Origin of the sequence: Chlorogloeopsis sp. ULAP02, from assembly GCF_038404745.2 — a bacterium.
Lineage (GTDB): Bacteria > Cyanobacteriota > Cyanobacteriia > Cyanobacteriales > Nostocaceae > Chlorogloeopsis.
In genome coordinates this window covers 100,870-122,154 of record NZ_JAYKTT020000088.1, presented here as the reverse complement: position 1 = coordinate 122,154, position 21,285 = coordinate 100,870, and the positions used below count along the sequence as shown (strand labels likewise).

18 protein-coding genes are annotated in these 21,285 nt (G+C 41.5%); 7 read left to right on the top strand and 11 right to left on the bottom strand.

Annotated features, from left to right (window positions below; all coding sequences use genetic code 11):
* Positions 1-26 precede the first annotated feature (26 nt).
* On the top strand, positions 27-518 hold the full coding sequence (locus tag U2718_RS32465) for a hypothetical protein (RefSeq protein ID WP_341994398.1): 492 nt from the start codon (positions 27-29) through the stop codon (positions 516-518).
* A gap of 53 nt (positions 519-571) precedes the next feature.
* On the opposite strand, the gene sds is transcribed toward U2718_RS32465, so the two are convergent.
* On the bottom strand, positions 572-1,543 hold the full coding sequence (sds, locus tag U2718_RS32460; RefSeq protein WP_341994400.1) for a solanesyl diphosphate synthase: 972 nt from the start codon (positions 1,541-1,543) through the stop codon (positions 572-574).
* 1,092 nt (positions 1,544-2,635) lie between these two features.
* Here sds and U2718_RS32455 point away from each other — a divergent pair.
* The gene (locus U2718_RS32455) at positions 2,636-2,812 is read left to right on the top strand and encodes a hypothetical protein (protein ID WP_341994402.1); all 177 of its coding nucleotides are present in this window, start codon (positions 2,636-2,638) and stop codon (positions 2,810-2,812) included.
* Between the two features lie 70 nt (positions 2,813-2,882).
* Here U2718_RS32455 and murI read toward each other — a convergent pair whose 3' ends face one another.
* The 5 genes from murI to U2718_RS32430 form a co-directional block, all read right to left on the bottom strand.
* On the bottom strand, positions 2,883-3,743 hold the full coding sequence (gene murI, locus U2718_RS32450) for a glutamate racemase (RefSeq protein WP_341994404.1): 861 nt from the start codon (positions 3,741-3,743) through the stop codon (positions 2,883-2,885).
* Between the two features lie 291 nt (positions 3,744-4,034).
* The gene (locus U2718_RS32445; protein WP_341994406.1) at positions 4,035-5,990 is read right to left on the bottom strand and encodes an N-acetylmuramoyl-L-alanine amidase; all 1,956 of its coding nucleotides are present in this window, start codon (positions 5,988-5,990) and stop codon (positions 4,035-4,037) included.
* Between the two features lie 630 nt (positions 5,991-6,620).
* The gene (locus U2718_RS32440; RefSeq protein WP_341994408.1) at positions 6,621-8,549 is read right to left on the bottom strand and encodes an N-acetylmuramoyl-L-alanine amidase; all 1,929 of its coding nucleotides are present in this window, start codon (positions 8,547-8,549) and stop codon (positions 6,621-6,623) included.
* 677 nt (positions 8,550-9,226) lie between these two features.
* Positions 9,227-10,729: a cation:proton antiporter gene (locus tag U2718_RS32435; protein WP_341994410.1), complete on the bottom strand. Its 1,503-nt coding sequence runs from the start codon at positions 10,727-10,729 to the stop codon at positions 9,227-9,229.
* Between the two features lie 106 nt (positions 10,730-10,835).
* Entirely contained in the window at positions 10,836-11,243 is a 408-nt protein-coding gene (locus U2718_RS32430) for an EVE domain-containing protein (protein WP_341994412.1), read from the bottom strand.
* Positions 11,244-11,627: 384 nt separating this feature from the next.
* On the opposite strand from U2718_RS32430, the gene U2718_RS32425 reads away from it, so the two are divergent.
* Complete coding sequence (locus U2718_RS32425; protein WP_341994413.1) at positions 11,628-12,377, top strand: SIMPL domain-containing protein; 750 nt, start codon at positions 11,628-11,630, stop codon at positions 12,375-12,377.
* A gap of 53 nt (positions 12,378-12,430) precedes the next feature.
* Here the strand turns inward: U2718_RS32425 and U2718_RS32420 are convergent, their stop codons facing one another.
* Positions 12,431-12,793: a single-stranded DNA-binding protein gene (locus U2718_RS32420; protein ID WP_289789040.1), complete on the bottom strand. Its 363-nt coding sequence runs from the start codon at positions 12,791-12,793 to the stop codon at positions 12,431-12,433.
* Between the two features lie 368 nt (positions 12,794-13,161).
* On the opposite strand from U2718_RS32420, the gene U2718_RS32415 reads away from it, so the two are divergent.
* The 4 genes from U2718_RS32415 (at position 13,162) to ribD (ending at position 17,415) form a co-directional block, all read left to right on the top strand.
* On the top strand, positions 13,162-14,169 hold the full coding sequence (locus U2718_RS32415; RefSeq protein WP_341994416.1) for a rod shape-determining protein: 1,008 nt from the start codon (positions 13,162-13,164) through the stop codon (positions 14,167-14,169).
* A 77-nt stretch (positions 14,170-14,246) separates the two neighbouring features.
* Entirely contained in the window at positions 14,247-15,059 is an 813-nt protein-coding gene (gene mreC / locus U2718_RS32410) for a rod shape-determining protein MreC (protein ID WP_341994418.1), read from the top strand.
* A 256-nt stretch (positions 15,060-15,315) separates the two neighbouring features.
* Positions 15,316-15,960: a rod shape-determining protein MreD gene (gene mreD / locus U2718_RS32405; RefSeq protein ID WP_341994420.1), complete on the top strand. Its 645-nt coding sequence runs from the start codon at positions 15,316-15,318 to the stop codon at positions 15,958-15,960.
* Between the two features lie 264 nt (positions 15,961-16,224).
* Positions 16,225-17,415, top strand: coding sequence for a bifunctional diaminohydroxyphosphoribosylaminopyrimidine deaminase/5-amino-6-(5-phosphoribosylamino)uracil reductase RibD (gene ribD / locus U2718_RS32400; RefSeq protein WP_341994422.1), 1,191 nt, complete (start codon positions 16,225-16,227; stop codon positions 17,413-17,415).
* 77 nt (positions 17,416-17,492) lie between these two features.
* Here the strand turns inward: ribD and U2718_RS32395 are convergent, their stop codons facing one another.
* From U2718_RS32395 to U2718_RS32380, 4 genes are all read right to left on the bottom strand, one after another.
* Positions 17,493-17,711 carry a hypothetical protein gene (locus U2718_RS32395; protein ID WP_341994424.1) on the bottom strand — a complete coding sequence of 73 codons (219 nt, stop codon included), beginning with the start codon at positions 17,709-17,711 and terminating at the stop codon, positions 17,493-17,495.
* A gap of 646 nt (positions 17,712-18,357) precedes the next feature.
* A complete protein-coding gene (locus U2718_RS32390) occupies positions 18,358-19,017 on the bottom strand; it encodes a flagellar motor protein MotB (protein ID WP_341994425.1) in 660 nt (219 codons plus the stop codon).
* Positions 19,010-20,536, bottom strand: a complete 1,527-nt coding sequence (locus U2718_RS32385; RefSeq protein ID WP_341994428.1) for a hypothetical protein — start codon at positions 20,534-20,536, stop codon at positions 19,010-19,012. Before U2718_RS32385 ends, U2718_RS32390 begins: the two co-directional genes overlap by 8 nt.
* A gap of 19 nt (positions 20,537-20,555) precedes the next feature.
* Complete coding sequence (locus U2718_RS32380) at positions 20,556-20,738, bottom strand: hypothetical protein (protein WP_341994430.1); 183 nt, start codon at positions 20,736-20,738, stop codon at positions 20,556-20,558.
* Between the last annotated feature and the right edge of the window lie 547 nt (positions 20,739-21,285).

Genomic DNA, 21,285 nt, shown 5'->3' with positions numbered 1-21,285 from the left:
TACCGAAAAGCCGTTACAGGTAATTTATGAATTTAGAAGCACAAATTCAATTGTTGATTGAAAATGCACCAAAAGATGGTAGAACACCAAAACTGGTTGCGGCCATTGCCCCCGCTCTCAGTGCGATCGCTCAACAGTTAAGCCACTCTAACTACTATGTTCTCCAAAACCTGGATCAGGAGTGGGTTGTAACTACCCTGAGCAACCGTGGAAATCCACAACAACAAAAGCGGGTCGTATATGCTTTTTCTACCTTACAGGATATTCCCACTTCTTATGGTGCTGGGCTTGACCCTCAGGTAATAGCTACCCCTATGCCTGTCACCCACATTTTGTTTCAGTTAATGGCGTTAGAACCCGTAGATAGTATAGTTTTTGTAGATACTAATGTTATCCGTAGTACTAGCACGTCTGACACAAACGAAATCGAAATTAGGCGTGCTGACTTGCAAAATATAATTAAACAAATATTGCACCAGAAACGCAATAGCGCTCCAGTACCCCCTGATATCGCCTGACTGGAGGTTAGGGACTAGTAGGTAGTATAAAATTCATTCCTAGTCCCTAGTTCCTAATAAAGCCGACTCAGCACATAGTCAGCCATGTTAATCAATGCTTGACGTGATTCTGAAGGTGGAAGCACCCCAATATGTTCAACTGCTAACTTGGCATGGTGAGATGCTAAATCTCGTGCTCTCTGGATTCCTTGGCTATCATCAATCAGTGCCATTGCTTGTTCTAAGTCACCTTGTTGAGCAAATTTTCGTTCAATTAGTACTTCCAAGTAAGGTTTTTCTTCTAGAGCAAATAATACGGGTGCTGTCAAGTTACCGCTTTTGAGATCAGAACCTGCTGGTTTACCCAGAGTATCTGTCGAACTCGTAAAATCTAAAATGTCATCAACAATCTGAAACGCTAAACCAAGATGCCGTCCATAATCGTATAAGTGTTCGGCTATTTCTGGGGAAACTTCGCTAAGAACACCAGTAGCTTTGGAACTGTTAGCAATAATTGAAGCGCTCTTGTAATAACTTTTTTTCAGGTAAGTCTCTATTGAAATACTTGTATGAAAGTGATTTAGTGCCTGCTGCGTCTCACCGACAGCATAATCCATAATCACTTCTGATAGCAATTTCACGACTTCCAAATTGTCCAAATTGGCTAAGTACCAGGAAGCTTGAGCAAAGAAAAAATCCCCTGCCAATACAGCAACTTTGTTATTAAATAAACTATTAACTGTGGCTACCCCACGCCGCATTTGTGATTCATCAATCACATCGTCGTGTACTAAGCTTGCGGTGTGAATCAATTCTGTAATTTCGGCTAAACGACGATGACGTGGTGTAATGTCTTGATTCAGCATCGTTGCCCGTGATATTAAAAGGACAATCGCTGGCCTGATACGTTTTCCCCCAGCTCCGAATAGGTGTTCGGCTGCTGCATAGAGGATGGGGTGACGATTCCCAACTAGCTGTTTGAGGTTATCTGCTAGTATTTGCAGGTCTGCTTCCACTGGGTAAAAGAGGGAGGTAGCTGGGGTCATGGATGGGCGGACTATGGCTTAAGTTACGAAAGTTTACATATCCTATAATTATTCTAAGATAACCCTGTGCCAGCGCAAAGTTTTCGTTAAGCAATACTTCTGTTTATATCTTGCGATCGCCCACTAAACACAACACAATCACACTGTTCTCTCTCTAAAGTTAGATTTACCAAGGTAGTAAAAACTGTGAAGAATTTAAATTCGTTCTCGGCATTACTCAAAAATTAACTAAATGCTGAGACAGTAAAGTTTGGAGAATGGGAAAACCTTCATCAAAATTTTAAAATCATTTCACAAGTATGAAGTTTTAATGATTTACATAAGTAAAATTACGTAGATAAGATTCTTCTGCTTTAAAGTAGAGCTTTTTTTCACAAAAAATCACTTATTCATAACCTTCATTAGTAAAATTAGTCACCATCATAAAAATACTTGTTATTAATTGCCCTTGAGCGATTAGATCAAATTATTTGTCAACAAATTAAAATTCATAGTTTATGTACGTATTTCTTCAGAAATATTTTAATTTCCTAGAAAAGCCACCTGAAAAATCAGGGTTGTTGTGTTACCCTAAAATTGAGGGATTTTAAATTTTTCGGTATTCACCTCCAGATACAAGAAAAAAGCACTAAGTGTTTTTACTTATCTGGTTTGTGATCCTAAATAAAATAGTCGCAGGTAAAACCAAGAAAATAATTTCATTGGTTGGTTCTGTGGTTTTTAATCTTTATGGTTAGGAGCTATAGGTTTCCCTTAGAGGAAGCAAAATAATTTAACATCTTCAGCGCTTTGGCGTGTCAGTGTTGCTCCTGTCCAAAAAGTACGCCTTCGTTTAAGCAGACTAAGTAGACTGTTAAAGCAGCAGAAAGATTTCTTCAAAGTTATCTAATTGCTGTGGTATACCTAGTCAGCAAAAAATCATAGGAAACCATAATGTGTTAAGCGGAGAAAATTAACATTCTACCGCAAGCTTGGTATGTAAATTTCAAGCAACTAAGTCACTATTTAGTTGCTGAATTCTTGCTAATTTTATTCAATTTATATTCCTTTTCACAGAGGCACTGGTACAAAATGATTTGCGGGAAGATGCCTATGATGATTTTTATTTTGGCTTCTGGATACTTGTTGACAGTATATCTACTAATCGCACTAGCGAAGCGAGCAGGTAAAAAAAGTACTTCTGCCAGTGCTGCCTTGCCTACTCATGAAAACTATACCCAGGAAGCATCAGTACAGCCAAAGGTAACTGAAATCAGTAGTGTACGCTAGATAACAGTCAATAGTCAAGAGTTCCTAGTTTAATGACTGGGAACTTTTGACATCAACTTAAGGTTATTGACTAATTACTGGAAATTGCAGCATCAGAGAAACAGGCTACCTCAACCATAGGAGTACAGCCGAGCCACTGGGTAGAGGTTTGAGCAAACTGTTGGGGACAGCCGCTGACGAAGAAGCGGGTAGGCAAAGGTGGGTGGGTATTTCTTAACCCAAGTAAGTCTAATTCTTGGTTACACGCAGCCACCACATGAACTGCTGGATCGACTAGTTTGACAGAATTGGGGAGGAGCGATCGCAATACTGGAGCCAGATGAGGATAATGGGTACAGCCATAGACTAAAGTGTCTATTTGCTGATCCAGTAAAGGCTCTAAGTAAGAACGTGCTACCTCAGTAGTGTAGGGATCGTGAATGCGGTTTTGCTCAATCAGCGGTACAAACTCAGGACAGCCAACTTGCCAAACTTGAACTTCTGAATTTATTTCGAGAATTGCACGCTTGTAGGCATTGCTTTTAGCTGTTGCCGGAGTAGCAATGATACCAATACGCTTTCCTTGCTCAACTGCTGCCCTTGCTCCTGGTAGAATCAGCCCCAGAATCGGGATGGTAAATTCGTGACGTACTGTTTCAAGAGCGAGAGCAGAACTAGTGTTGCAAGCCATAATAATCATTTTTACCTTTTGCTGTTGCATCCAGTTCAGGATTTCACGAACAAACTGTATAATTTCCGCTTGCGAACGAATTCCATAGGGAAGTCTGGCTGTATCTCCAAAGTAAATGATTGATTCATTTGGAAGTTGTCGATACAGTTGTCGTAATACTGTTAACCCACCTACACCGCTATCAAAAATGCCAATTGGGGCGCGTTGGGGTTGTTGGGAAAAATCGTATAAATTGCCTTCAAATATAGAGGTTGGAATCACAGGTAGCTTTGAGGTGAGAGTTTTGATTTAAGATACAGGATTTTGTAGGAATATGGGTTAGTGGATAGTGGTAAACAATCAACTACTGTACGTGCGGGTTTAGAAGATAATTTATCGGCTTGAACCGAAAGTTAATCAACAAAACCCGCACGGCAGTCGCTACAATGCGCTTAACCCGCCGAAGTTCTGAAGTTCCCTCCGGGAGCTTCGCGTAGACGCGCTGCCTCCCCTACTAACTACTAACTACCAACTACTCCCCGTCTTCTTTATTTAGTAATTTTTACTAAACTTTTACCTTTGTTGTAAGTATTTAATAATACCATGTGCTATTGCTTCTGCCATCTGATTTTGATATTCTGGGTTTCCTAAGCGAGGATTATCCTCTCGACCAGTCATGTAACCTGTTTCCACTAAGATTGAAGGCATTGAACTTTTTCTGAGGACGTAAAATCTTGCTTTTCGCGTTCCTCGGTCTTTGAGAGTAGGGATATTTTGGAGAATGGTTGTACGAACGACTTCAGCCAATCGATAACCGCTGTCGTAATAATAAACTTCGAGTCCATTTACATCAGGACGGTTATCAATGGCGTTTCCATGAACGCTGACAAACAAAGTTGCATTAGCACGCTCTGCTATATCTACTCGTCCTTGAAGTTCTACGAAAAAGTCAGAATTCCGTGTCAAGATAGTTTGAATGCCATTTTGCTCTAAAACAGCTGCTATTCTTTTACCAATAGGCAACACAACATCTTTTTCCAGCAAACCACCTAATCCAGGTGCGCCGGAGTCTTTACCGCCATGTCCAGGATCGATAACAACAATAACTCGCCCTCTTGGTGCCGGACGAGGTGGTTGTGGCTGTGCGACTGAATCGGGATTATCTGTACTATTTCCTGAGAGTGGTTGGGGATTAGGTTGTGGTAGGGGTGGAAAAGCGGTAGGGGGTGTTACTGCCCGATTACGTTGTAAATCAAGGGCGACAAAGCGATCGCCAACTTGGTTAACTTCCCCGATTTGTACTCCCGCTGCTGGTTGGACGTATACATAAACAGTACGATCATCTTTTTGTTGCAAACGTACTCGCAGAACAGGACTGTTAGCATCCATCACAGGGCCTCTCACAGGCCCAGTTAATTTAGCATTGGGGATAATGATGCGAAAAAGACCAGAGGTTCGATCCCAACCACCATGAGCTGATATATTGCGATCGCCTTTAATAATTAATTGTCTGCCAGTCGCACTCAGTTCCACACCCTCAATTGTTGTCATCTCAGTGGTTGCTGTAGGGATTGGGTTACTATCTGAGGTGGGACGAGAACTAGTATCCCTAGAAAATCTAACTGGATTAGTAGTAGGTGTGGTGCGAGAACTATTATCTCTGGACAATCTCACTGGATTAGTATTTGGTAAAACTATCAAACCGCCAATAGCACTTGTACTTGCTCGCCAATCGGGACTATTTTTGTTCAGTTGCATTGTCATGCGAACTGTTGGTGGTGTTGTTTCCAATTGTGTAAATTGAATATTGTTAACACCATAGCGATTGACACTAACATCCCGCGGGGTTAGACGTGGTGATAAAGTTGCACCAGGGATATCAATATTAATATTGCTATTGTCTGAGGAGCGATTTACTTGCACTTTAGGGACAACGCCACTGGTGCGAATAAAAAACCCATCTCCAGTTATCCGTAAATTTTCTATTTGTGTTGCTCCGGTAATAGCAGTCGCAACTGTTCCTTTATTTACAGCGGTATTTGAAGCGTCTGCGGTTACTACACTGTAAAGGTTTCTGGTGGGTGCAGCAGCAATTGGCTCAAGTTCCGGCTTTGGTAATTGCACTTGCCTAACTGGCTCAAGTTCCGGCTTTGGTAATTGTACTCGCCAACGATTGGCAGTTAAGCCCTCAAATTTTACCTTTTGGGGGTCAAGGGTATAACCGGGAGTTAGCTCAACTACAACCCGCGTAATTTGGGGGTCAAATTGTCCAATCCGGACAGCGCGAATTGCGCCACCGACAGTCTGAACAAGCTGTGGGCGTCCAAACTTAATGCCTGGCAAATCAATCACCAAGCGTGTCGGATTGAAAATCAGTTGTGCGGTGGGTTGAACAGCCCCATCAGTGTTAATTTCCAACTGATTTTGATCGGCATCAAAACGCCAAGATTGCAGGTTCGCTGCATCAGCAGGCGACGATAACAGGGAGATACTTAAAACAGTACCAGGTATCAACCAGTGTAATTTCACAATGTTTTCTCCTGATTCACATTTATGAGAATCGTTAATTAATCAAAGCTTTGACAATTCCTCACACCGTTATCACTGAAACCCTAGCTTTGATGCCGCATACGCATACATCGATTGATGCTTTATTCAAGCATGAAAGTAGTATTTAATAAAGTTACAGCTAATGGCGTCAAATTCTAGCATGACAATCAGATTTTTTGCTGCCGTGATGACAGAAAAAAAGATCCACTATAAATAGCAATTTATACTCACCAAGTGATTAGGACTTAGGTATTCAACATAAGTACTATATGTGGCTTGGGTGTTTCAGCTTTTGTCTGCTCTTTCTGACAACTGATACAACAAATATGTAAATCGAGCGGGATTGTACAAAAGTGGCTGAAACAACTAAGCTCTATATGCACATTATGGTTAATTTGTACAGGATTTAACTCCTAGAGATAACCAAAATTAACAACAACAGTCAATTCCGTCAACGATATTTAAGGTGGCAAGAAATGTTTTATGTTGCGTAATTTTTGGAAATATGTGTATTAACATCAAGGCAAGAATTGTAAATACCAATATTTAATTGCTAGAAAAGTAGCGTTGCTTCGGCATAAACACTGAAATTTAAAGGTATATGTTGAATTATCTTTGTTTGAGATATTGGAGAATGCCGCGAGCGATCGCTTCTGCCATTTGATTTTGGTACCAATTAGCTCGCAACCTGGTAATATCCTCTCGACCTGTTAAGTAGCCTGTTTCAACAAGGATCGAAGGCATAGAACTTTTGCGGAGGACATAGAATCTGGCTTTGCGTACTCCCCGGTCTCTAATATTGACACTTTTAAGAATGCTATTGTGGACAATGCGGGCCAGACCCAGACCTGTATCGTAATAATACGTCTCCAAACCATTCACATCCGGACGACCTAAACCCAATGAATTGGCGTGAATACTGACAAAAACATCAGCATTAACGCGCTCTGCCATAGCTACTCTTCCCGGCAAGGTGACGAAATAGTCAGAATTCCGTGTGAGCACAACTTGGACGCCATTTTGTTGTAAGATTTGTGCCAGCTTTTTACTAATAGGTAGGATGATATCCTTTTCTCGCGTTCCTCCAATTCCGATCGCACCTGAGTCTTTACCGCCATGTCCTGGATCAATCAGGACTACCACTCGCCCATTGACAGCGCGACGTGGGGGTGTAGCAGGGCGGGGTTTTGGTGTAATTTGACCCTCTGACATTGGTCGCGGATTTGGTCGTGGTAGGGGAGGTAAAGCAACCGGAGGTGTCACCCGACTAGGTGAGCGTCCTATGGGGGGTAGAATTCGTCCTGATGAACGTCGTAGCTCTAAAGCCAAAAGTGGGCTATTGAGTCGGTTGAGTTGCCTAATTTGTACTCCTGCGGCAGGCTGAATAAAAATAGCGACAGTGTTGGGGTTTTGCTGTCGCAGGCGGATTCGCAGCAGTGGGCTACTGTCGTTTAATGTGGGGCCTTTGACTGTAGAAGCGAGGCGAGCATTATTAACGGTAATGCGGTACATGAGCGAGGATCTATCCCAGCCACTACTAGCAGATAAAGAGCGATCGCCTTTGATTAGTAGCTGTGTACCATTACCAGTCAACTCCACAGATTCAATAGTGGCTGGCGAGTCTGTTTCCAAAGAGCGAGGAGATGGATTAGTTGGAGTAGAGTTTGATTGCTCTTGTTGTCTAGGAACGCGAGAGGTGCTAATGGCAGGCAATCTACTCACTCCACCACGAGGCAATACTACCAGACCATTACTACCACTGGGTATTACTCGCCAGTCAGGACTATTTCTATTCACCCGCATTGTGAGGCGAACAGTGGGTTTGGAAGTATCCAACTGTGTAAGTTGAACATCACTGACACCATACCGATTAATTGGCAGATCCTGTCGCGTCAGATTTGGTGACAAAGCCGCATCAGAAATATCCAGGTAAATATTGGTGCGATCATCGCTACGTTTGACTTTGACTTCCGGTTTGCCACCACCACTAGTACGGATAAAAAATCCATCTCCTGTAGCTAGGAAGTTTTCTATTTGAGTTGCAGCTTCTGTTGTTTTAGAGATCGTTTCCTTTCCCCCAGATGGATTGGGAGATTCTGTAGTTACTACACTGTAAAGATTTCTGGTTGGTGTAGCAGCAACTGCCTCACGTTCCGGCTTTGGTAATTGCACTCGCCAACGATTGGCAGTTAAGCCCTCAAATTTTACCTTTTTGGGGTCAAGGGTATAACCGGGAGTTAGCTCAACTACAACCCGCGTAATTTGGGGGTCAAATTGTCCAATCCGGACAGCGCGAATTGCGCCACCGACAGTCTGAACAAGCTGTGGGCGTCCAAACTTAATGCCTGGCAAATCAATCACCAAGCGTGTCGGATTGAAAATCAGTTGTGCGGTGGGTTGAACAGCCCCATCAGTGTTAATTTCCAACTGATTTTGATCGGCATCAAAACGCCAAGATTGCAGGTTCGCTGCATCAGCAGGCGACGATAACAGGGAGATACTTAAAACAGTACCAGGTATCAACCAGTGTATTTTCACAGTGCTTTCTCCTGAGTCGCATTCACGGGAGCAGTTAATTTATAACAAGTGTTGGTAAATCCTCAGGTAGTCACCATCAACATTTCGCTTTAATGAGTAACTCAGCTAATTTTGTCGCTGGCATTGGAATAACTTTTGTTGTTGTATGGTTAATTTTGTGACCATATTAAAGTTAAAGCCAATGGTGTGCAATTTTAGCATTGATTCTACCGCTCACTTTGCCACAAAGTTTGGGAATTTAGTTTGCAATGAGCATTAGATTACACCAACAAAAAATCACCAAAATTAACAATAGCAGTCAAATACATCAAAATATACCTTATTTTGCAAATAATTCTTTGATTTTTTGACTGTTAGTTTTTGATTCAATTAGTGATTAAATTGAGCATTTGTTAACTGATGAGCTAAAACTTGTAAACACTAATTATCAAGCGCTTGAAAAACCGCCAAATAAGAAATGAGGAAATAAATTAGGTGTGGGAACAAATAACATTAGTATTATTGGTAGTAATTAAGAAAATCTCCTCAAAAGATCCAATTACAGGCGACGGAGTACGAAGGATAGAAGTTTCCGAATACTAGCTCAAGATTATCAACAGTTTCATAGTAGAAGTTACTCATAGCTTTCGTTGTAGTTCAGGCACAGACGCTCCTAAGAGCGTCTGTACTCAGGGATTCTATTTATTGCCCTCCGAAGAATTGGGGCTAGGTTCTGAAGCCTTGCCATCATCTGATGTTGACATATTCGCACTAGGCGATTCTATGGCTAAGGCAGTTTGAGAGGAGCTATTTAAGACTAGTTGGTCTGAGTCTGCAAGCGTAGTTGTTGATTCAGGAAACACAAACCGCAACCAAGGAGGGGCTAAAAACGTTGTGAGGATAACCATCATGATAATGGCTGCCTCCAGTGGTTTTGAGAGAATGCCTATGTTTGATCCTATACCAAGAAACACCAATCCTACTTCACCCCGCGGAATCATTCCCACACCAATTGCCAAACGATTAATTTGGGATTGACCAAACACGCTTAAGCCTGTAACAACTTTACCGAGGATTGCTACCCCGATAAGAAAACTAGCCATAATTAAACCTTCTCGGTTGCTGGGAATTGCTGGATTTAAAACACCCAAGTCAGTTTTGGCTCCAACAGTAACAAAGAAAATCGGCACCAGCATATCGGCAATAGGAACGATCTGCTTTTGCAATTCTTTGCGCTTATCTGTTTCTTCAAGAACCAAACCTGCTGCAAAAGCCCCTAAAATCGCTTCTAGCTGAATTACAGCGGCAATATATGCCATAGCAAAGGCAAAAATGAATGCTGGTATGATCAGCTCACCCCGTGTTTTCAATTTATTAACGATCGCGACAAAGCTTTTATTGAAAATGTTACCTAGTGCGATCGCACCCACAAGAAAAGCACTGGCGCTGATAATCAAATAAACAACTTTGCCTACATCTACTGTGCCATCTTTAGCCAAGCTTGCTACTACTGCTAAGACAATAATTCCCAAGACATCGTCAATCACAGCAGCACCAAGAATAATCTGCCCTTCTTTGGAATTTAATCGCCCCAGTTCTGATAGCACCTTAGAGGTGATACCAATACTTGTGGCAGTTAGCGCTGCCCCAGCAAAAATTGCCGGCACAGCTGGGATACCAAACAGAATCATTAATCCTGCTGTGCCAGCACTAAAGGGTACAACCACCCCTACTACTGCCACAATGGCGGCTTGGATGCCAACCTCCATCAAATCTTTTAAGTTCGACTCCAAACCAATTTCAAACAGCAGGATGATTACACCTAGTTCTGCCAAAACGGAAATTACCTCCGATTGGGCTGTAAACACGGCATCGGCGGCATCAGGGCTTAAGCCGGCAGTAGTTTCCAAAAAAGAAATAATTACAGAACTAGAACTGTCTGCCCCTGCTTCAGGAAACACCAACAAATGTAAGACAGATACACCGACAACTACACCACCTACTAATTCACCTAATACAGGCGGCAAACCAAAACGGTTTGATAGTTCTCCTCCGAGTTTGCTAGCTAAATAAACTACTACTAAACTCAGCAGCACTGCTGCTACTACCAGCGAACTATCTGCTGTTTCGGCTGTTGTTGCCAACAAAGGTAAAGAAAAGTTAGTTGCACCTAAAAACTGCATTGATTCTATAGAAATCATTCCTTCTAATTTACAAGCTGTTGAGCTTTGGCTTTTTGTCTTTTGTCATTTGTCCGGCAATTATCTGTCTTTTGTCATGTGTCTCAAACTAATAACTCTAGAGTTACTAGTTATCTGATAATTGTAGAAGGCGTTGCCAGTGAAACTCTGATACTGGGACTACAGATAATCTAGGCAGACGCAACAACTCAAACTTTTCAAAGCTGGCATCTTGCTTAATTTGAGCGAGAGTAACAGGTTGAGATACTTTTCGCACTACTCGTAAATCTACAACTACTCGCTTGGCATCGTTCAATGCTGGATCGGGGTAAGGTTGACTTACTACCTCTGCCAAGCCCATAACTTGTCGCTCATTGCCTGTGTGATAAATTAGCACCAGATCGCCAATAGTCATTGTACGTAGATGCTTGAGGGCTAGGTTGTTGTTCACTCCATTCCAAACTGTACTACCATCACGTTCTAAGTCTGAGTAGGAGTACTCATGTGGTTCAGTTTTCAGCAACCAATACGCCATGAAAGCATCTCCAAAAGTTTAGGTGTAAATTTCTAGGTTTCTAAAAATGTAACCGTTCCTAGCGACTTGAGATTTAAGTGCCAAAGTAGAAACACATTACAGTGTAGGCGCAGATGTCAATATTTCGTCAATCAGAGAGATTGTGGATAGAAATCCGCCTTTACATTGGTTAGCACATTAACGCCTTCAGGCTGGAAGCCTAAGGCTACACAAACATAGACGCCAGTGAAGGCTTCCTGTTCGCGTAGCTGCAAAGGCAGCAGGCTAATAATATGCATCTTCAAATCGAAATGGTATTAATGGCTAATGACAATGAACAATTAGCAATTGGCAATTAGCAATTAACAACCCAATAATTATTTTTTCGAGGAGTGATATCTGAAAATGAATACATTTACTCTATCGGGTTCTCGGTTATTGACTAGGAACCTCTGGAAAACTATATCTTTAGCTTTGCTTGTATATGTTACTTTTGCCCAACCTGTCTGGGCGCAAGAGAAAGAGAAAATGTTTAGAACTTTAACAGTCACTGGTCGTGGAGTAGAATCAATACCTGCAACACTGGCTCAAGTTGTTTTGGGTGTGGAGGTTCAAGCGAAAACAGCACAAGAGGCACAGCAGGAAACTGCCCGCAGATCAAAAGCTGTGGTGGCACTGCTGAAAAGTCGTAACGTGCAGAAATTGCAAACTACCGGCATCACTCTTAATCCAGTTTATAGCTACAAAGATAATGTACAGCGCCTGACTGGTTACGTTGCTACCAATACTGTGAGTTTTCGCATTGCCACCGAGCAAGCTGGCACTTTATTAGATGAAGCCGTCAAAGCAGGTGCCACGCAAATTAGCAGCATTAGTTTTGTTGCCACTGACGAAGCGATCGCTCAAGCTCAAAAACAAGCACTTCAAGAAGCTACCCAAGAAGCACAACAACAAGCTGATGCAGTTTTTAGTAGCTTGGGTTTTCAACGCAAAGAAGTAGTCAGCATTCAAATTAACGGAGCAAGCGCCCCACCACCTCCGCCACGTCCCCTGTTGCGTGCTGAAGCTGGTAAGTTGGCACAAGATGCCTCTACTCCTGTAGAAGGTGGCGAACAACAGGTAGAAGCATCAGTGACGCTGCAAATCAGTTATTAGTCCTTTGTCCTTAGTCATTAGTCCTTAGTTTCTACCAATGACTAATGACTAAATTAAAAATGTTCTGGATTACTGTCCATTGTCTCTGCTTCTGTATCTCGCTTAGAGCCAAGCAGTTCCAGTTGATCTACCAGAATTACTGGTGTAGAGCGGAGCGCACCTGTGTTGCGATCGTTCCAAGATTCAAACTTCAAGGAACCTTTGACGGCAATTTGTTTGCCTTTACGCACATAATCACCCGCTACCTGTGCAGTTTTTCCCCATAATTCCAAATTGAACCAATCAGTATGATCACCATCTCTGGTACGGCGATTGACTGCTAGTGTTAACTTACACTTTACACTTCCAGATTCAAAATACTTTATATCGGGGTCGGTACCTACACGACCAATCAAGGTGACAATATTAATGCTCATGTGCGTTACCTTCCAGTACAGACGTACTTGTTGATCATGAATCTCATCATAGCGAATTCTCAACCTAGAGACTGACTGTTAAATAATAAACAATTATAATTACGTATGGAAATGGTAAAAATTACTCTTTCACAAATACAAAACCATACGGATATACTCCAGTAGTTAAAGAATATAAAAAGGTATAAGCCTGAGATTGGACTAAGATTCTCAAATTAATTTAGTAGAATCACGTACTTTGCTAGACTCAGGTCAAAAAAAGTAATAGAATCCTGCACGATTCTTTCTCACGGTAATAGTCAAAAGTATCGAAATAGGGGGCAATAAGACGCGTGGGCCTTTTCAGTAAGTTTTCCTTATCGCGAGATATGGGTATCGACCTCGGTACCGCTAATACCCTCGTTTATGTATCTGGTAAAGGCATTGTTCTCCAAGAACCATCGGTAGTTGCCATCGACCAAAATGAAAAGGTTGCACTGGCAGTAGGAGAAGAAGCCAAAAAAATGCTCGGTCGAACACCGGAAAATGTGATTGCCCTCCGCCCCTTGCGCGATGGTGTAATCGCAGATTTCGATACAGCCGAGATCATGCTAAAAAGCTTTATTCAGCGTGTAAATGAGGGTAAATCGCTGGTGTTGCCCCGGATTGTAATTGGTATTCCGAGCGGAGTCACAGGGGTAGAACGACGGGCAGTGATGGATGCTGCCACTCAAGCGGGTGCTAGAGAAGTTTTTTTAATTGATGAGCCTGTGGCAGCGGCAATTGGGGCGGGTTTACCCGTAGCCGATCCCACTGGTAACATGATTGTTGATATTGGCGGTGGAACTACTGAAGTAGCCGTATTGAGCCTCCAAGGTACAGTACTTAGCGAATCAGTACGTGTGGCTGGAGATGAACTGACAGATTCAATTGTGCAGTACTTGAAGAAAGTTCATAACTTGGTGATTGGAGAACGCACCGCTGAAGATATTAAAATTCGCCTTGGTTCCGCCTATCCAACTCATGATGATGATGATGCAATGATGGAAGTCAGAGGCTTACATCTGCTCTCTGGTCTACCACGAACTGTCACCATCAAAGGGCCAGAAATTCGTGAAAGTATGGCAGAACCGCTATCTGTAATTATTGATGCGGTAAAGCGAACCTTGGAACGTACACCACCAGAATTGGCAGCAGATATTATTGACCGAGGTATTATGCTCGCTGGTGGCGGTGCATTGCTTAAAGGAGTAGATACATTAATTAGTCATGAAACGGGAATTGTGACACACGTTGCAGCCGATCCTTTATGTTGTGTGGTTCTAGGTACAGGTCGTGTGTTAGAAAATTTCAAGCAGTTGGAACGAGTTTTCAGTGCTCGTTCCCGCAATATGTAGTCTTCATAAGTCTTTTTAGATATTGGATTCTATAAAGAATCCAATATTTTTAAGTAAGCTAAATATAAAGGGTATATATGTTTACAGTACGTGGACGGTGGTGGGAACACAAAGGGTTACAAGTTGGACTAATCGCTCTATTGATCGGTAGTGCTTGGTTAGTTCGACACACTCAGGGAGCATTGTTACTAGAAATTTACCAAGGCATTAGCCGTCAGTTGCAAATTGTGCAACCAGAAAAACCACCAGAAGAACGGCTCAAGAATGCCAGAGTTGTGGAACTAGAAACCCGGATAGTAGAGTTAGAAAATCAAAATAAAAAGCTTAAAGAGTTATTGAAATATATCGAGAAAGAACCTCTTTCATCGCGCCCTGTTCCGGCACGGGTTGTTGGGCGTAGTGCTGACAACTGGTGGCAGCAAGCTATCCTCAATCGTGGTAGTCAAGCCGGAATTCAAGAAGGCTTCATAGTTAAGGCTGAAGGTGGATTGGTAGGTTTGGTAGAAAGTGTGACTCCCCATGCTAGCCGCGTGTTATTAATCAGTGATCTCAAGAGTAAAGTTGGTGTAAATGTTAGCCGTACTGGAGCTAAGGGCGTTTTGCGGGGTGATTTATCTGCCGATGCGGTACTGGAGTTTTATGAGAAAGTTCCCAATGCCAAACCGGGAGATGTAATTGTGACATCCACTTATAGTCAAAAGTTTCTATCTGGATTGCCAGTAGGACGAATAAAGTCTTTGGATGTTAAGAAACTTCCGGCATCTGTAGCGAAAGTGGAACTATTTCCGTCGATACGTTCTTTAGATTGGGTAAGTGTATACCCGAAGCCGGAAAGCGAACATTTGGAGGGTTCTGCATCAGCAAATCAACAGTCACGAAAATTTAATTAGAAGGCGGAGGGCAGATGGCAGAGGGCAGAGGGCAGAAGGAAGAAATAGGATTTTGACTTCTTTCGTTCCATTCACAGTGGGTGGCAGTACCACCAGTTAAACTGCTTTCAAGTCACATTTCTATGCACTATAGTTCACAACAAAGTATGAAATTTTTCTTCTCTGTAACCTGTCACCTGTTCCCTATTTTCAGGTAAGAAGGGAAGAAGATTTTTATCTATATATTTTGTAATTTATACATAATCTATTAAGAAAAATGAAAATTCCTGCATTTCGAGGTAGCAGGCAGAAAAAGCCAAAATTGCGATTCTCTAAAGGAGGCGCTGGGCGATCGCAAAAATCAATAATTTCCATTAAACCCCTGTCTTGTTGGCATCCCAACCTACGACAGCTGGTAAATTGGATTGTGATTTTTGGATCTGTACTCTTGTGCTTGCTGATGCTACCCACCCGCTTTCTTGGTATGGAATTATTAGGAATAGGGCCGAACTGGCTACTAATTTGGGTAGTGGCTTGGAGTGTTAAGCGTACAGTTGTTCAAGGAGCATTAGCGGGTATAGTTTTGGGGCTACTTCAAGATGCAATGACATCACCCGATCCTACTCATGTTTTAAGTCTTGGCATGGTGGGTTTTCTTACAGCTTTGCTACAAAAGCAGCGTTTTATTCAAGAAGACTTTATTTCGATTGCCTTAATTGTCTTTGGAATGGCAGTATTGGCAGAAACTATCTTTGCCTGCCAATTGATATTGATGGGCGATCGCAATTCAGTACACATTTGGACTTATTATCAAAAGGTTGCTCTTGCTTCTGCTATTGTCAGTAGTCTCTGGGCTCCTGTGGTTTATTTTCCCCTCAATCGTTGGTGGCAACGGCTGAAATTAGCACAGCAACAATCTTAAACTAGTTGTTAAGAGTTTGATTAATGAGTGTATTTTTATACTATAAATTTTAGCTTACGATGATGGAGAGTACAGAATAGAATCAGTACTAATTTTTTCTGGAATTTTGGCAACCTTTGGCAAGATGGATTAAGGCTAGATTTAAAAAACTGGGAGCTAGATGTTAATGGTTAGTAGCTGATAGCTAATAGCTATTAGCCATTAACAATTAGCAATTCACAAACAACTATTCCCTAATCCTTAATCCCTGTATCGCCAAAAATTATGGATAATTCTCCAGTAGTTGCTCAAGCAGATGTATCCCTATCCAATTCACTTTTAGTGAGTTCAACAGCAAAATTGAATTCGCAACAACAACAGAAGGTGGGAACCGACTTTGATCGAGCGATGATGCAGCGGTGTTTAGAACTTGCTCGTCGTGCTTTAGGGCGTACTTCCCCAAATCCATTGGTAGGGGCAGTTGTTGTCAAAGATGGAGAAATTGTTGGGGAAGGATTTCATCCTCGCGCGGGTGAGCCGCATGCAGAAGTTTTTGCTCTTAAAGCAGCAGGTGCAAATGCTCGTGGGGCAACTATCTACGTAAATCTCGAACCGTGCAATCATTATGGACGTACTCCTCCATGTTCGGAAGCTTTGATTGCTGCTGGAGTAGCAAAAGTAGTAGTGGGTATGGTTGATCCCAATCCACTAGTAGGTGGTGGAGGTATTGCCCGCTTACGTGCAGCTGGAATAGAAGTATTAGTCGGAGTCGAAGAAGCAGACTGTCGCAAGCTGAATGAAGGTTTTATCCATCGCATTCTCTACAAACGACCGTTAGGAATTTTGAAGTATGCTATGACTTTAGATGGCAAAATTGCCACTACTATTGGTCATAGTGCTTGGGTAACTAATCAAGAAGCTCGTGGCGTTGTGCATCAAATGCGGGCTGCTTGTGATGCTGTAATTGTTGGTGGAAATACGATTAGACTTGATAATCCGCGTTTAACAAGCCATCAGCAGGAAGCACATAACCCGCTGCGAGTGGTGATGAGCCGTAGCCTTAACTTGCCAGAACAAGCTAATCTGTGGCAAACAGAAGAGGCTCCTACTTTAGTATTGACAGAAGTAGGAGCGAATCCAGCTTTTCGGGAAGTATTGCTTAAACAAGGAGTAGAGGTAGTAGAATTTTCGCCACTCACACCAGATAGAGCAATGGCTTATTTATATGAGCGAGGTTTTTGTAGTGTGCTGTGGGAATGTGGTGGTACCTTAGCAGCTAGTGCGATCGCTCAAGGAGCAGTGCAAAAAGTTTTAGCATTCATTGCTCCAAAAATTATTGGTGGCAGTAATGCTCCTACACCTGTGGGTGACTTAGGTTTCACCACTATGACTGAGGCTTTGTCTTTGGAACGTGTACAGGTGCGTGTGGTGGGTGCAGATTGTTTAATCGAAGGTTATTTACCTTTAAGACAATAATCTATGGTTGATAGTCAATAGTTTGGTTCTTGGACTGTAAACTATTGACTATGAATTGATGCCTATATATTTTGTTGTCATGAGTACTGGCGTTCATGAGCAAGATCACGGATCAGGGATAACCGAGATTGAATGTAAATACAAAGAAAATCGGTTTCTTGGCAATCCAGTGAAGCTTGTTTTGTAGTTTGTTTAACTAACCACTGTACTAAGCTAGCATCATCCAATTGCAACAGCGTCTTTGTTTGAGTCGTTTCAATAATAGACCAAAGTTGACGCATAATCGTGGGAGTCATCAGACCTCCATATAATCATCATCAGTTGTTTTCAGGATACACAATTTAATTTCAAAGTTCCGGCATTAACGTACAACCTGACATAAGTGTTATTAAAAACTTAATAAACGGACTTATAACTTGATGAAGATTAAGAATAGTAATATTGCAGCGTTTCTGTAACAGAAATTAATCTAATTAAAAGGCAGATGGCAAAAGGCAGAGGAGCCACTGCGCCCTTGCGGGTTAGCGTGTTGTAGCATGTGGCGTGGCAGTAGATGCTAGCTAACGCAACGCCTTACGACGAAAGCGCAAGAGCGTAGGTAGGGAAGAAAGTTTTTTCATTCGTTATTACTGTAAGCAGTTCATGAAAGCTATTTAATTTATAGCTAGATATATATTGAATTATTACGGTTTTTTTTGTATATGTAAATTCCTAGAGGCGATCGCCTAATTTCTAGTAACTGGCGGAAGAATCAAACAACTCCAGTCACAGAGAGTACAGAAAAATAAGATTTATAGAGGTATTGGGCGTAATTTCTATACACAATCATGCTTATCGCCACTCAGACAACGAATTTGCTTGATAGATAACTTCAGATTCACCAAAAAGAATCTGCTTATTTCTGGGTAGACTCAAGCTAAGGAGGAGCGGGAAGCTGAAAGTTCATTGATTGTTTTCTGATGAAGACAGATTTGGGTGAGGTTTGTCAGCTAAATCATGACTACGAAACTGAAAGCGGAAAATTACCTTGCGATCGCTAGGTTTATCAAAGCTCTGTTCTGCTTCTATTTCGCCACGTCCAGCTGCTAAAATTTTTTGACTTAAACGGGTTTTATTAGAAAAATTCATTTCGTAAAAAATATATTTAGTAACTGATGCTGAACGTTGTAAACTCAATTCTAAATTATTTTTATAATCTCCTTGTGAACTAGTATGTCCTTCTATAACTACGCGACTCACTTCTTTTTCAAATTCAGGTTTAGAGAAAATTACATCACTATAAATAGGAATGAAACGACGGAGAAATTTCTTGCCCTCTGGCTTGAGTTCAGCACTACCTTTAGAAAAAAGAATTGACTCTCTAATGCTTACATCTCCATTTTCTGAATTAACTTTGACATCAATATTGTTACTTTTCATCTGTCCAATTACATTGCCTATTACGATCCGTTTTGGTTCGTCTCTTTGAATAATTACGGTAATAAAAAGCAGCACAAAAAACATCAATAATCCAGACATCAAATCGCCAATAGATAGATAGGTACTTACCTCGTCATCCTCGGTGATTTCTAATTCAATATTGTCTCTGATGAAATCATTCATGATGCTTTTTTCCATTGCTGATATCACCAACCAAAAATTCAGCGTTTCCTAAAGTATTAAGAAGATGTTCACTCGCCTCGTTCATCAATCCAGAAGCTTGATTACCTATAGTTTTGAGAATGTGAGTCTGATGTTCAAAATCTGCATTTGCTTGATTAAGAATTTTAATAATCCCAGTCTTAGTATCTTCAAGCATTTGCTGTTGTATTTCTGCCTGTAGTTTCAGTGCTGTTTCAAGTTCTGCTCGAATTCCTTGAAAAGTCGTTGCTGCTTGATTTGCACTTGCTTCAAAGGCTGTGCGCTGGGCTGTCATTCCCTCAATACTTTGTTCAACTGCACTATTTATTTGCTGTGCTGTTTGTTCTAAAACACCTCTTGTATCGGTTTGAAAATGATTCAGCGTTTGCCCTAAATTCTGAGCAAATCTTTCGAGTTGTCCTAAAGTCTGTTGTTGAAAGTTTTGAATTGTGACAATTGAATTTGCCAAACTTTGGGAAATACCGCCTAATTCCCGATGAAGAGTCTGCACAGCTTCGGAAGCTTGTTGTGTTAACTCTGCACTTTTGTCTAATCTATTAGCAATTGGTTCGAGTACCTCAACTCGTAAATCTTTAATCAGGTTTTCTAATACTTTTTGCCCTTGATTTTCTTGGAGTTCTCGCAGCTTTTTCTGCTCTTGAAAGATAGTTTTTAGCCCTGGTAGGATAACCGATCGCATCTGCTCACCTACGGCTAGAATAATTGCTTCAGACGAAAGTTGGTTTAGCCCAACAAATTTCTCTGCTATGCTTTTACCTACAGCTTGACCAATCGCTTCAGCACTAGGTAGATTTAAATTGCTTAAGTTTTCTGCTACGCGCTTAAATTCTGCTGCTGCTTTACTAATCTCGTTGTCGGCAGTCTTAAAAAAAGCGATCGCATTCAAACGTTTACGTAAACTATGACGTCGTTTCTGCCGTAGTGAATCGCACACGAATAAAACTAAGGTAAACAAGCTACCAGAACCAAGCCCCATCAAAGAAGTGGAGAAAGCTGTTTTCATTCCCGCTAGTAGCTGCTTGATGGCAGGCAATAGCTGCTCAAAGCTTGTTGTATCCAGATTTATTCCTTGCAGTCCTTCCTGAATACCGTAAAATGTTCCCAAAACACCAATAGCAGTGCATAAGGTTGCGACAAAGCGTAGTGAACTACGAGGTACTGAACGTGCTAAAACTTCTGGATATTCTATAAGTACAAACTTGCTATTTAATTGCCGAAGTCGGCTTGAATCATCAGTTCCTAAATACTCTTTTAACCAGAGGCTAATCTGCTTTGGAGGTTGGGGAAATTGAGCATTTGTATTCCTCCTGTGCAATTTCCTCAAAAATGTAATTCCAGCTTCTGTTGTGCCGCACTCTAAATACCAATAGTCCAATAGCGTGTACAGTTCTACTGTGACTGCAACAATAAATACTGTGGCAGTTGCCCAATGAAATGGCTCATTCTGCCAAACGATATCCCAAATTTTTGCTAATCCCACACTGCACCCCTGATATTAACTAGCGATCGCATTTTTCAAATCTTTTAATGTCTTCATGCTTAAGAACTTCTTTGGCTACTCGTACTGGCAGATGATCTGCATCTCGCCAGTTTCTTACAGGTTCTCGGAGATATAAGCTGTATAATTTTTCTCCATCTTCTCGTTGTCGATAGCCAAATAAACCTGCTTGGGTGCATAACATCGCAACAAGCGCACCTGTAAACAAGTTTTCAAATCCCGTGATGAAGTAGATAAAGAACAGTCTTCTCCAAATAATTCGCTAGCTGCTTTCCATGCCCGATTGAGAGCTTTGATCTCGCGAACGAGCTGCTCAATAGGTGGACACAATAGTTCCTTAATTTCACCCATTTAATTTGTAATTTTTTATATTATTGGCTATTTCATTTTTCCCAAAAATAGCCTTGCTTTAACTGGCACCTATAAATTAGGTAACGCTCAGAGTCATTACTGATTCGCAGTAATCCTGTTGTTTCAACTCTATGAGAAGTTCTAAGGATAAGAAGTCTAGTGAATAATCAATTTGGCTGTTCTTTAAGTTTCAGAAGACGATGAACGTCGTTTAAAGATAGATTACTAGCTTCTACGGTTAGTGGCATGAATGTGGGTAGTTTAGTGCGTACCACTTACGATCTTGCAATAATTAAGCCACTTTGATGGTATGAACTGAAGAATCTGTACTCAGTAGCCTTGCAATTGTTGCCCTTCTTAACAAAAAAGTAAAAACTAGA

Coding starts and splice junctions, on each gene's coding strand:
- U2718_RS32465 (WP_341994398.1), top strand. CDS start 27: ATGAATTTAGAAGCACAAATTCAATTGTTGATTGAAAATGCACCAAAA.
- sds (WP_341994400.1), bottom strand. CDS start 1,543: ATGACCCCAGCTACCTCCCTCTTTTACCCAGTGGAAGCAGACCTGCAA.
- U2718_RS32455 (WP_341994402.1), top strand. CDS start 2,636: ATGATGATTTTTATTTTGGCTTCTGGATACTTGTTGACAGTATATCTA.
- U2718_RS32435 (WP_341994410.1), bottom strand. CDS start 10,729: ATGATTTCTATAGAATCAATGCAGTTTTTAGGTGCAACTAACTTTTCT.
- U2718_RS32430 (WP_341994412.1), bottom strand. CDS start 11,243: ATGGCGTATTGGTTGCTGAAAACTGAACCACATGAGTACTCCTACTCA.
- U2718_RS32425 (WP_341994413.1), top strand. CDS start 11,628: ATGAATACATTTACTCTATCGGGTTCTCGGTTATTGACTAGGAACCTC.
- U2718_RS32420 (WP_289789040.1), bottom strand. CDS start 12,793: ATGAGCATTAATATTGTCACCTTGATTGGTCGTGTAGGTACCGACCCC.
- U2718_RS32415 (WP_341994416.1), top strand. CDS start 13,162: ATGGGTATCGACCTCGGTACCGCTAATACCCTCGTTTATGTATCTGGT.
- mreC (WP_341994418.1), top strand. CDS start 14,247: ATGTTTACAGTACGTGGACGGTGGTGGGAACACAAAGGGTTACAAGTT.
- mreD (WP_341994420.1), top strand. CDS start 15,316: ATGAAAATTCCTGCATTTCGAGGTAGCAGGCAGAAAAAGCCAAAATTG.
- ribD (WP_341994422.1), top strand. CDS start 16,225: ATGGATAATTCTCCAGTAGTTGCTCAAGCAGATGTATCCCTATCCAAT.
- U2718_RS32395 (WP_341994424.1), bottom strand. CDS start 17,711: ATGACTCCCACGATTATGCGTCAACTTTGGTCTATTATTGAAACGACT.
- U2718_RS32390 (WP_341994425.1), bottom strand. CDS start 19,017: ATGAATGATTTCATCAGAGACAATATTGAATTAGAAATCACCGAGGAT.
- U2718_RS32380 (WP_341994430.1), bottom strand. CDS start 20,738: ATGTTATGCACCCAAGCAGGTTTATTTGGCTATCGACAACGAGAAGAT.